8 protein-coding genes and 1 pseudogene (1 of these 9 running past the window's edge) are annotated in these 12500 nt (G+C 38.1%); 5 read left to right on the top strand and 4 right to left on the bottom strand.

Annotated elements, in window-relative coordinates:
• Positions 1-2745, top strand: the 3' portion of a protein-coding gene (locus LEP1GSC062_RS00060; RefSeq protein ID WP_020983084.1) for a tetratricopeptide repeat protein. 849 nt of this gene lie to the left of the window's left edge; 2745 of the gene's 3594 nt are visible here — the last part of the coding sequence; the start codon falls outside the window, past its left edge; it ends in the stop codon at positions 2743-2745.
• 188 nt (positions 2746-2933) lie between these two features.
• On the opposite strand, the gene trmB is transcribed toward LEP1GSC062_RS00060, so the two are convergent.
• A complete protein-coding gene (gene trmB, locus LEP1GSC062_RS00055) occupies positions 2934-3587 on the bottom strand; it encodes a tRNA (guanine(46)-N(7))-methyltransferase TrmB (protein ID WP_010577334.1) in 654 nt (217 codons plus the stop codon).
• Between the two features lie 48 nt (positions 3588-3635).
• Between trmB and LEP1GSC062_RS00050 the strand changes: the two genes are divergently transcribed.
• The 3 genes from LEP1GSC062_RS00050 (at position 3636) to LEP1GSC062_RS00040 (ending at position 5931) form a co-directional block, all read left to right on the top strand.
• Positions 3636-4574, top strand: a complete 939-nt coding sequence (locus LEP1GSC062_RS00050) for an MBL fold metallo-hydrolase (RefSeq protein ID WP_039940682.1) — start codon at positions 3636-3638, stop codon at positions 4572-4574.
• Positions 4575-4700: 126 nt separating this feature from the next.
• On the top strand, positions 4701-5051 hold the full coding sequence (locus tag LEP1GSC062_RS00045) for a PilZ domain-containing protein (protein WP_020983020.1): 351 nt from the start codon (positions 4701-4703) through the stop codon (positions 5049-5051).
• A gap of 202 nt (positions 5052-5253) precedes the next feature.
• Positions 5254-5931 carry a hypothetical protein gene (locus LEP1GSC062_RS00040; RefSeq protein ID WP_010577332.1) on the top strand — a complete coding sequence of 226 codons (678 nt, stop codon included), beginning with the start codon at positions 5254-5256 and terminating at the stop codon, positions 5929-5931.
• A 5-nt stretch (positions 5932-5936) separates the two neighbouring features.
• Here LEP1GSC062_RS00040 and yihA read toward each other — a convergent pair whose 3' ends face one another.
• Positions 5937-6602 (bottom strand): ribosome biogenesis GTP-binding protein YihA/YsxC, encoded by a 666-nt coding sequence (gene yihA, locus LEP1GSC062_RS00035; RefSeq protein ID WP_020983002.1) that lies wholly within the window; start codon positions 6600-6602, stop codon positions 5937-5939.
• Complete coding sequence (tilS, locus tag LEP1GSC062_RS00030; protein WP_020983000.1) at positions 6599-7900, bottom strand: tRNA lysidine(34) synthetase TilS; 1302 nt, start codon at positions 7898-7900, stop codon at positions 6599-6601. The genes yihA and tilS overlap by 4 nt, the downstream gene beginning before the upstream one ends.
• A gap of 584 nt (positions 7901-8484) precedes the next feature.
• Here tilS and LEP1GSC062_RS00025 point away from each other — a divergent pair.
• Positions 8485-10527: a sigma-54-dependent Fis family transcriptional regulator gene (locus tag LEP1GSC062_RS00025; protein WP_020983063.1), complete on the top strand. Its 2043-nt coding sequence runs from the start codon at positions 8485-8487 to the stop codon at positions 10525-10527.
• Between the two features lie 210 nt (positions 10528-10737).
• Here the strand turns inward: LEP1GSC062_RS00025 and LEP1GSC062_RS20655 are convergent.
• Positions 10738-11886 (bottom strand): annotated as a pseudogene (locus LEP1GSC062_RS20655) (IS110 family RNA-guided transposase).
• Positions 11887-12500 lie beyond the last annotated feature (614 nt).

The raw sequence follows: 12500 nt of genomic DNA, 5'->3' as shown, positions 1-12500 counted from the left end.
TTAACGGGGGAATATGAGGCCGCGCTGAAAGCTTTTGAGAGTTCTCTCGCACTTAAGTCCGATTATCAAGAGGCGATTTCTGGAATCGCGGCGGTACATTATAAAACGGGAAATTACAGAAAATCGGTATCTGTCTTGGAAAAAGCGATCTCTCTATTTCCGAACAATGCGATCTATCAAAACCAAATGGGTTTGAATATGAAAGCCTTGGGTGAGCCTGCAAAGGCTCTCGTGTATTTTACAAGGGCCCGAGAGTTGGATCCGGCATTCGCGGAACCCGTAACAAATTTAGTGTTTTTATTGATCGCAGAAAATCGATATAAAGCCGCAAGAAAGGAAGCCGAGTCCTTAAAGTCTGAATCTGAAAAGAAACAGATCGTCTCATTTATCGATATCTCCGAACAGATTTACGAAGGAGATAAACATCTTAGAAGAGGAGATACCAAAGGAGCGAAAGTGTTTTACGAAAAGGCAAAGAAAGCTTCTTCGGAGGAACCTTCCGTTTACAATGCGTTTGGAAGATTGTATTTCATTTCGGGAGATCCGAAGTCTTCCGAGGAAAATTTTAAAAAAGCTCTTTCCATAAATAAGCAAAATATTCCGGCGCTTCAAGGATTGATTCGCCTTTATTCTTCTCAAAAAAATCAAAACCTAGTTAGTCAATACACGAAAGAATTGGAAAATTTAACCGGTAACGATCCTTCTGCCGCAATCGTTTTGGGAAGAACTTACGAAGATAAAAAGGAATACGAAAAGGCAGAAAACGTTTATAAAAATCTACAGAAAAAATTTCCGAATAACGAAGCGGTCAATTTTCGTCTCGCGATGTTGTATTATAAGATTTCTTTGGAAGAGAACGAAAGAAACAATCACGATTCCGCTTTGAACTGGATTTCCAAGGCGGAGAAGTTAACCAAAGACATTCCTGAAATTGCGGAAACGAGAAAGACAATCCAGGAAAATCAAAAGTTTGGAATTGTGATTCCAATTATTCAAAAGGCGAATAAACTTTTCGATACTCATCAGTATGAAAAAGCGATACCATTGTATCAGGAGGCTTTTCAGAAAACTGGAAAGTTAACTCTATATATTAAAATTGCTGAATGTTATTTGGCTTTAGGAAACGAGGAAAAAGGGATTTCCATGTTGGAAAGTCCTCCGCCTGGAACTCGCAATCTTCAAACTCGGGAAGCGATCAATGCCTTTTTGCTTCGAAAGGGCGAAATAGACAAGGCCGAAGCTGGTTTTAAAGAGATTCTCGCTAAAAAACCGGATTCTTATTACAGCCATTATCAGATGGGAATCATACATCTTCAAAGAAAGGAATACGAAGCCTCGATTGATTCTTTTGATAGGTCTCTCCTTCTAAACACCGATTTTGTGGCGGCTAGAATCGGTAAGGGAATTTCCATGTATCACTCCGGAAATAAAAAACTTGCTAAAGAGGAATTTGAAACCGCGATGCAGCAGGATTCCGCGAACGAACTTGCACCTTATAACATCGGGATTATACTTTTCAACGACAATCTTTACAACGAAGCGATTGCAATCTTTAAGGAAATCATCCAGAAAAATCCTGAATTTTCGGACGCTCACTACCAGATTTCCTATATCTATTACAAACGTGGAGATTTGGAACAGGCTGAAAAAGAGATTCGTAAGGCTTTGGATCTGGAAAGGAACGAAAAAAATCTGTTTGGTTTAATTCGAATTCTTTCCGAACAAAAAACGAAAATGACGAACCCTGCCATCAAAAAAGAAATTCTGGAGTTAGGAAGAGAACTTGCCGAGAAGTTTCCAGCTTCTCCTCATGCGACTCAGGCTGAAAGATTAGTGATCACAGACGAGGATAATCCTGTGATTTTACAGTCTTATCAAAGTAGGGGAAAGTTGATCGGTATTCCTATTTTAATTAATAATTCCGTAATATTAAACTATGGAACCAGTGTAGAGACCTTGGATAAAAATCGAGGAGTTCGCCTCTGGAGAATTCAAACAAAAACTCCTTATAAGTTTTTATTGGCTGATAAACGCCTCGTCGGAATTTCCGAAAGAAAAATCGAAATTATGGATCTTAAAACGGGACTCATATTAAGAGAAACAACACTTCCTACCGGTGAAGTAAAAAAAGCGAATCTTTCCGGGGAAAATATTTTGATTGAAGTTGTGTCTGGAAAAAATTCCAGAATTTACAGTTATTCTGATCAACTCGAATTGAACGGTTCGATCGTTTTTGAAGGTTCATTTTGGTCCGGGATTAAATCCGGTGTTTTATTTTCAGTTGCTCAGAAAGACGGAATTCGGACGCAAGTATATGATTCTTCTTTAAAAGACTTAAATACCAAAACGATTTCTCAAAAAGGAACCGGAGAACTTAGATTTTTAGGATCTTATGAAACCGGAATTTTCTTTTTGTCCGGAAAAAAAATCGTTTCGATCGATAACGAAAAATCTATTTCAATCGATCTTCCGAACGATTCCGCTTCTCAGTTCGTGGTTCGTTCTCCTTACCTTTGGTTTCGTGCGGGAAAAACTGTGTATCGCGTCGAATCAAACTCACTCAAAATGAGTTCATTTACCGTGGAAGCGTCCGACATCGAAGGAATTCTTCCGGGCAAGAAAGATGACGGAATTGTTCTATTTAAATCTGGGAAGGCGATTCGTTATGGAATCGACGGTAAACCGATTTGGTCTTATCCATTGAAGGATGATGAGGGAAAAATTTATTCTTTAGTTTATCGTTAAAAGATCAACAAGTACGTTTTAAAATTTAATTTTATTCTATCGAACGTGTTCGGTTTTATGATGGGAATTTATTCTTTTGCGCTTACGGACTTAGTTAGAGGTTGTATTCTAAATTTAAACGAATAGAATATGATTTCCTATGGAAATTTAGCGTTATGCTCTTTTATAAATATTACCGTAGCAAAAGTTTATTTTCGAATCAGAATCTGATCGATATAATAGATCCTTTTTCCTTCTTTCCGTTTTTTTCTTTCAAAATGAGAAACGGGAATTTCCTTTCTTTCCAATCTGAATTCCATCGTTTCTGGTTTGAAAACTTCCGAATCTCTGAAAAGACGAATTGTCTTTCTCGCATACGGGCCGTAGTCCGTTGCGAAGTAAAACTTGCCTTTTTCTGGAAGAAGAACTTTAAGAGATTCTAGAAATTTGGAATTTATGGTTCTTTTTTTATGATGCCTTTTTTTAGGCCAGGGATCTGGAAAATTGAGTAAAATTTCGGAAAATAGGTTCTCTTCAAATACATCTGCCAAGAACCAATTAAAGTTAACGCAAAGAATTTTCACATTATCAAGGGAATGTTTTTCAATTTCGCGTATCGTGTGACGGATGCGATCAAATTTCTTTTCCATCAATACGAAGCCGGTATTCCGCCTCTGAAGAGCCATGGTAATGGCCACTTCCCCCCAGCCGGAACCCAACTCTAAAAAATATGTCTCGAACACTTTTGAGAATAAATTTTCTTTTTTCAGTTTCCTTGCAGGGCTAGCCTGCAAAAAATAATCCGAAACGAAAGGGATCCCACTTGCGATTGACCAGAGTTTTTGTTCAAGATCTTGGGACATGGCTATCGTCAGGGAATTTTACACATTTTGTTTGTCTAATATAATACAGTGAAAATAAAATTATACGGCGTACGCGGTTCTCTCCCCACACCATTAAGTGAATCGGAATACAGGGAGAAAATTCTTAAAATTTTAAAAGCGGCTTATTCCGAAATCAAGCGGAAGAACGGGATGTTTTCAGAGGAGGGGTTTTTAGATTCTTTAGATCCTTCTTTATCCAGAACAATCGGTGGAAACACCACTTGCGTTTTTATACAAGCTCAGTCGGGAGAACGTTACATCATCGATTGCGGATCCGGAATGAGACAATTAGGGAACGATCTACTTGCTGAGGGTTTAAAATCCGGAGATTCGATTCACATTTTGATCACTCATACTCACTGGGATCATATACAAGGTTGGATGTTTTTTAAACCCGCTTATTTTCCCGGCATAGATATTCATTTTTATTCTACTATCCCCAACCTTCAGGAAAGATTCGAAAGGCAACAGAACGAGGAACATTTTCCTATTCCGTTTTCTGGTATGATGTCTCAAAAAACCTTTCACCTTTTGGAAAGGAATAAAAGTACGAACATCGGATCTGTAAAAGTAACTCCCTTTCTTCTGAGACATCCGGGAAATTGTACTGGATTTCGATTTGAGGAACAGGGTAAGAGCTTTTTGTTTTGCACCGATGTTGAAGTTCAGGAGCCTGATCTCGAAGAGTTCTCCGAGCTCAAGAAGTCTTTCGGAGAAACGGACATGCTTATCATAGACGCTCAATACAGTTCGGAAGAAGCCGAAAAAAAAGTAGGTTGGGGACATACCTCCGGTAAGGTTGCGATTCGTTGTGGAGAAATTTTAGAAGTTAAGCGATTGGTGCTGACTCATCATGAACCGGATCATAAAGACGAAGATATTTCCAGAATCTTTCATCAGGAATCCGGAGCATCTACTAAGATGAAAGTTCTTTTAGGGAGAGAAAACGATTCGTTTTTTCTTTAGAAATCGTTCTTTTTTGTTTTGATTCTCTTTTAAGAATTCTTCTAAAAAGAATTCAGACTTACTGATCTCCACTTTCTTAAAAATTTTCTTTTATTTCGTTCGATTTGAGTTATTCTGGATTGCACTATGCAAACCGAAATGGGGCAACAGAAAAAAGTCGCTATTGATGCTTTTACCGATAAGCGCTTTTACAAACGATTCCGAAAGGACAATCTAGTAAAAATGGTTCTCGGTAAGAATGAGATTTTGGGGAATCTAGAAGATATGAGTGTGATCGGAGCCTCAATCAGCTCACGAGAAGAAATTCTTTTGGGGGAGCGTGTAAAATTTATGTCTCCTTTAATTTCTGTTGAAATCGAGGCAGATATTATTCGAAAAGACTTGGTTCAGGAAAAGTATAAGTACGGACTTGTGTTTCACGATTTGTCGGATGCTGTAATTGCTGAAATTTTAAATAAGATTGTTTCTGCAGATTAATGTTTGTCCCAAAGCTTTAAAAGAAGTCGGTATTCAGTAAATTCGTAACAAATTGCAGGAGTTCTTATATACTTGGAATAGGTTTTAAGTTAATTTTGTTATAATTTCTATTTTTCTTTTTACCGAAGAATTCTGTCGATTTGGAAATATTTTATATACTAGCCCTTAACTCGTAGGTATATAAGCCGACACTAATATTAGGATGAGAATTGGCGCAGAAAATAAAATCCAACTTAGTGTTCCAAGAGACGAATCTTTGCACTATATTGGTCACGGACAATTAGAAAGTGCCCCAGCTTCTACATCTGTTCTCCATGTTATCTCTCATGAATTAGGACACGTTGCCGAATTACGCTCCGAGGCGATGAGAGATCGAGCCGAAATCCGTTCTTTAAATATGAAAATCCACTATGAGTTTCAAAATGGGAAACTCGTAGCTGTTGCGGGTGAAACGGAAGCCGTTGCTGTCCAAAGGTCGGAAGAAACAACGAGAAAAAACGAAATCTCGTGGGACAAATCTTCAAAAAAAGAAGACGTCCCTAAAAAAGAAGAAAAATCTTACACTTCCAACAATGGATTGGAGGATAAGGAAAAACAAATTCTTTCGGAGATTCGCAAGATTGAATCGGAACTTCAGACTTTTGAAGCGAAAAGAAAAGTGGAAGAAGAACAAGGATTCGATTCCGTCCGAAAAGTAGAACTGGAAGAAAGGAAAAGAAAACTTGAAATGGCTCTCAACCAAGAAAAACTAAAAATGATCTTGGAAGATACGTTAAATACTTTTAAGGAATTAATAGATAAACAAACTCAGACGAGCTTGAGAATATTAAACGCAAACGCTTCTGTCAAAACCGGGCATATTTTCGACGCGAAAGCCTGATTTTCTCAGGAAATTTCTTCGATTTTTTCCGCATTACCTTCCATCGGAGTCTCAACTGTACCGATCAGTGAATCTACAATTTTTCTGAGTTCAGGCAAACCTTTCCCCGATTTATTTGAAACAAGGACGGTTTCAAGCATCGGATAAAGTTCGTGGATATTTTTCATTTTTTTTCTTAGTTTGGAAAGATCGCTTTGATTGAGTTTGTCGATTTTTGTTCTAACCAAAACCGGTTTTATGTTTCTTTCAAAACAAGTTCCGATCAATTCCAATTCTTCTTCCGGAAGTTCTCTTTGAGAATCGCAGACTAAAAACAGACATTTCAGGTCTTTAGCGAGATTTAAGTAATCCATGAGAAGTTCCATCATCGCTTCGTGGTCTTTATGGGAATTTGCGGAATAACCAAAACCCGGTAAATCCACCAGATAGATAGAACGATTTACAAAAAAGAAATTAAGTAATTTTGTCTTTCCAGGAGTTGAAGAAACTTTTGCGAGAGATTTTCTTTCGAGAATCGCGTTGAGTAGAGACGATTTACCGGCATTAGAACGTCCTGCAAATGCAATCTGAGGTATCCCTTGGGAAGGAATTTGATTCGCCTCTCCGTAGGATGCTTTGAACTCGACGTCCTTAAAAAATGGTTCGTCTTTTTTTTGAGGATCCTCGTTCATATTCCGGGCTCCTGAAAATCAGATAAAATTTCGACTCTCCTGTCCGCTACAATGTCCCCTATCCTCGGATCCCAAAGACTCAGACAGATCACATCAACTTTCCCTTCCCTATAAAGTATGGGTAGCATTTTTCTGACTGGAACCGGAATCTCTTTTTGTCGTAAGATTTCGGAAATTTCAACACTCATCCCGTTTTTGCGAATTTTGGCGCCGGGAGAGCATAAATCTGGAATGAATCCAGGAGAAATTTTTTTTTGGTTTCCATTCCATTTAAGGATCATGTTTTTCGATTCTAATTTAAATTCTTTTAAACAGAGTGAATTTTTAGGGATCAAGTAAAGGTCGTAAGAGGACGATTTCCAAAACCACGCTTCTTTGTTCTCAATACCGAAAGAATTCATCCTTTTCAAACAATTCGTAAGATCTTGAAAAAAATTCCGAGTAGTCGGATATAAACCTAAAGATCGTAAATAACGATCTATAAAAAATTTTCTTTCTCTTTCGGAAAGATCGTTCAGGACCCATACGTCAATTTTCAAAAAAGAAGGAGCTTTATGAGATGAAGCTTCTTTAAGAAGAATTTTAGAAGTAGGCTTTTCCATCCGATGAAAGTTTTTGTAAATTCGATCGGGGTCTGTTCCTTCCTGTAATAATAAAGGTAAGATATAATTTCGAATTCGATTTCTGAGATATTCATTACTTTGATTGGATTCGTCTTCAAAGATGGGCCAAGACTCGGATTGTGAAATCGTTTTAATTTCGTTTTCAGTAAAAGCAAAAAGAGGTCTGAACCGATTTTTTTCATACCAACCTAAAGTTCGTAAGGAATTCCAACCGCCTCCTCGAATCAAATTGAGAAGAACGGTTTCCAGATAATCGGTAGAGTGATGGCCGGTAACAATATATCCCTCGTATTGATTCGAAATTTTTTCCAAATCCTTGTATCGAAAAGCTCTTCCGGTTTCTTCGAGTGTTTTGCCTAACTTTCGAGATAAAGCTGGAATATTTTTTTTTTTGAATAAATTCGGAAATGGAAACGTACTTTCCGTATAATCGAGGATTTTTTTTTCCTGTTCTAAATTGAATCGGATTGAATGATCTAAGTGATAAATGCAAGGTACGGGAATTTTTTTTTCGACCCAAAGCCAAAAATAAAAGTGAAGCAAAAGGGAAGAATCTTTCCCGCCGGAATAGGAAAGAACAGCGGGACGAGACAGTATCATCTCGTGAAAAGGAATGATTCTTTTCCAGACCGTATCAAAAATATTTCGTGTGGATTCGGAGATTTTATCTCTCATCTGAATTGGTTAATGCAGGTATAACGGGTTCTTGGGATTGCTGCAAGAGTAATATCACACATCCGCTCTTGGTTTCCGATTAATTTATGAATTTCAGAAATGGTTCCGTCTCGATAAATAATTTTTCAAACTTTGTCTATGTTCATTTGTAAGATTGTTAGACACTATTTTAAACGCATTCCGATTTTGAGTCTGTATCGCGGCACATTCAATTGGGGTTGTAAGATCGTTATACATTTTAGATTTAGGCACGCTACAGCTCATAGAACATAGAATTGTAAAAAATACGGCGTTATTATAAAAGGATGAGAATTATTTACTAAAATACTTCAAAATCGAATTCTTTCCGGATAAAGAAAAGAAGCCAAAGACTACAAGATGCAAATTTTCTTGAAATCGAATCTACTCCAAAATCATGCCAATCAGCATTAATTTTATTAGCATTTTTGAAAAAAATCGCTTTATAAATAAGCGAAAAATGAAAATTGGATTGACTCTAAAATTGTCAAATCGCAAAAATTTTAAGCATGTCGGGATATGTGAAGCCAAGTCCTTTAAGATCTATACAAGAAGTTGCAACTGCCATGAATTCTACTTTGGATCCGGATAAACTTCTAGACTTAATTCTAGAACGTTGCATTCAGATTTGCGAAGTCGGCTCGGGTTCTTTGATGTTGATCAATGAAAAAGAGAACGTTTTGGATATCGTGACCTTTCGAGGTATGAATCCTTCCGTTAGAACCAAGGTAAAATTAAAAGTCGGAGAGGGTATTACTGGAATTGTAGCTGCATCCGGTGAAGGTATGATCGTCAGCGACGTTACGGCTAATCCGCATTATATTTCCATAAAGGACGATATTATGTCGGAGCTGGCGGTTCCTATGATCGTCGAGGACGTAGTAATCGGTGTTATTTCCCTGGATTCCAGTCGGAAAGGCGCTTTTAATGATGAGCACCTGGAAATTATCTCGACTCTTGCCAATCAAGCCGCACAGATATTTAAGAACTTACAAATTTTCAGACAACTCGAACAAAAGAATAAAATACAACAAGTGTTAATCGATATTTCTAGAACCGTTACTTCTACATTGGTTCTTCAGGAAATTTTCGAAGACATCATGGATCGTTTAGAAAAATCCTTAAACTTAGAGCGGGGAAGTATCGTTCTTTTCGAAGCGGAAAAAGCGATTTTGAAACTCGAAGCAGCCTCCGGTTTAACCGCCGAAGAAATGGAAAAAGGGGTTTATCTTCCCGGAGAAGGAGTTACCGGAAAAGTTTTTGAAACGGGCGAGCCGATCATCGTGGAATCGATCGCAAACGACGAAAATTTTTTGAATCGAGTGGGCAATGCCGCTCATTTTAAAAATAATCCAGAGAACGTTAGTTTTCTCGCGGCTCCGATCAAATCCGATACTGGTGTTTTAGGAGTCGTAAGCGTTTATTTTGTCCATAAAAAATATATTGACCTAAAAACTTATTTAGACTTTCTGCAAGTAGTCGCTTCTGTAATCTACCAAGCAATTCGAATTCAAAAACTCATCGACGAGGAAAAAAGAGAGATCTCAAGAGAGAACGTTCTCCTTAAAAGAGAATTAAAGAATAAATATAAGTTTGGTTCTTTGATAGGCAAGTCCAAACCGATGGAAAAACTTTTTGAGATGATTCATCTCGTTTCGGATTCAAGAGCTTCCGTTTTAATTACGGGAGAATCCGGAACCGGTAAAGAAATGATCGCATCCGCGATTCATTACAATTCTTCCCGTGCAGATAAACCGTTTATTAAAATCAACTGTGCGGCAATTCCGGAAAACTTACTAGAAAGCGAACTTTTTGGTCACAAGAAAGGTTCTTTTACCGGGGCGGTTTCGGATAAAAAAGGAAAATTCGAAATGGCCGATACGGGAACGATTTTTCTTGATGAGATCGGTGAGATGGATCTCAATTTACAATCCAAACTTTTGAGAGTTCTTCAGGAAAAAGAGATCGAAGCGGTCGGTTCTATAAAACCGAAAAAAATCGATGTGAGGATTATCGCTGCGACTAATGCCGATTTGGAAAAATTAATCTCGGAGAAAAAATTCAGACCGGACCTTTTCTACAGACTCAATGTCGTAAATATGCATACTCCGCCTCTTCGTGAAAGAGCGGACGATATTCCTCTTTTGATCAATCATTTCATCGCGAAGTATGCGGAAGAAAACGGTAAAAAAATCACAGGAGTTACAAGAGAAGCGCATAAGCTTTTGATGAATTACAACTGGCCTGGAAATGTACGAGAGCTTGAAAACGTTATCGAACGTGCGGTTGTTCTTTCGCAATTAGAAATGTTGGATATCCAAGACTTCTCCGAGATCAATGGACGTCTTCTCTACGGAAACGAAGATTTCGACCTTGAAGCGGGTGATTCGGAAACATCCTTGGAAATAGCCAATTCCAGATTTTCTTCCTCGCATTTGGACGCTCTCGACGGAAGAGCAATCGAAGTTATAATAGGTGAGGTGGAAGCCCGTCTGATTAAGTACGCGATGAAAAAGTTCAAATATACCAAAACTAGAGTCGCCAAATTCTTAGGGATTAATCGAAATACTTTGGATAAAAAGATTAAGGATCTCAAAATTGATTATTGATTGTGAGCCGAACCATAAGTTCGCAAGAGAATAGTAATCTGATTCTTCTATTTTATTTGAAAGTTTCTTTTGTAAGAGACCTACGTGTGAGGAAAATTCAAGCGATATACTTAGAGCGTATCCCAAAACCGGAACTACTACATTTTTTTAGAAACTAAAGCGCCTCACTTCTCCTATGTTTCTTGTGTCAAGCCCTCCCATTATTTTTTTTTACATAAGACCATATTGAGCTAATTTTCGATTCAGTACATTTTCGGGCATAGAATTGAAAAGTTCGCCCGTTCGAATCATTGAATAAAGAACTTCGATCATTTTGCGTGAAGTAGCGATGATCGATTTTTTAGCTCCTTTTTTAACATATAACCTTTGATAGAATTCTTTTATCTTTCCACCATGCTGACAACGAACCAGACTCCAGGCCGCTTGAACAATTACTCTTCGAATTGCATGACAACCACGAGATACAATTCTTCCGTATCGAACCGTATCTCCCGAAATATCAACACTCGGAACTAAGCCCACATAGTAAGCGGCTTGTTTAGCCGAAGAGAATCGTTTACAATCACCCATATAACTCATGATCGCCAAAGAAGTAATCATACCGATCCCAGGCATGGACATGATCGTTTTGAACATAACTCTGTATTTTTTTTCAGAGCCTCTTTAATTTCTTCTTCTATTAGTTTTAGATTTAGTTCGACTAAATCTAAAACTTTTAAGATTCGTTCTGCTTCTCTTTTGTATCGATCAGGAAGTAGAGTTACGGAAGCTTCTCTGGATGCTTTTATTCGCAAATGCTTTTTGGTAATTTTAGTCAAACCTGCTTGAGTGAATAAACTATGAAGTCGATTTTTGCCTTGCGTTAGTTGTCTTGTCCAGTTCTCATGTTCCGTGCAAAGTCTTCGATTGTCTTCCTCTTCGTCAGTTGGAATTGGAACAACCGGTAACTCTTCTATTGGAAAACGTTGAATGAGCCTGGCTATTTTTAAACTGTCTTCTTTATCGGTCTTTTTTAAAGATTGATAGATTGTTGCTAAGTCTCCGGGATTCAGGACAATTACTTGAATCCCTTTGTTTAATATTGATTTTGCGATTCTAAAAGATTGAGAGCCAATCGAGCGATCCATGGAGAGCGAGATTGCTAAAAGCCAGCGAAGCGTTGGTGTTAGCTTTCAGCGTAGCTGAAAAACCCAGACCTACAATATCATTCAAGGTTAAGCATTTTAATAAACTGTTAATACCGCTTTCCGTTGTACTAAATTGTCGACGTTCAAACGAGTTCTCCGAATTGATTCGAACAACTTCTAAAGTTTTCTTTCCACAATCAATTCCTACATATTTGCCATCTTGACTTTTCATTTCTTTTCTCCTAAAATGACAGAGGGCGGAAGGTCTTAACAAAGCCCGGTGATAAACCAGAACTCCCATCGAACGACCTAAACACCGACCCATAGGAAGGCATCACCTTACCCACAAGTAATGGGATCTCAAGATCAATTTGTCGGAATTACGACAAAATCCCCCGTGAAACTTAGTTCCCACCCTTATTTTTGGGTGGGGGTGGAGGTGGAAAGGTTCGGGAAATTTTTCTCTATCAGAAAATCATACTCCTTGCAAGTAAAAAGTCTCATTCTTGTCGGAACACTTGAAAAATATCAGCTTTTGATCCTTATTATCCCAAACTTCTTAACTTGTGGGTAAGGTGATGATAGGAAGGTGTTTGCTGAGTTCCATTAAACTTTACTTGAATACTGTGAATTGCTTCCTAAGGGCGCAATTCAGGGAGTGAGATTGAGTTCATCAGAGAGCGATCAATCTGCCACCGGCCTTCTTGACTCCGTCGAATCAAGAATATCACATTCGGAACTGTCTTACGTCCAAGAATCATACTAATCTATTGGCGCTCGGCGGGATTGGGACGCGTTCAGTCTATCGACGTCTGAAAAACAGTGTGCTGGATTTGGAGAACCTTG

The sequence above is a fragment of the Leptospira alexanderi serovar Manhao 3 str. L 60 genome (genome assembly GCF_000243815.2).
Classification (GTDB): domain Bacteria; phylum Spirochaetota; class Leptospiria; order Leptospirales; family Leptospiraceae; genus Leptospira; species Leptospira alexanderi.
The sequence above is the reverse complement of the archived record's forward strand: the minus strand, read 5'-3'. Positions and strand labels throughout refer to the sequence as shown.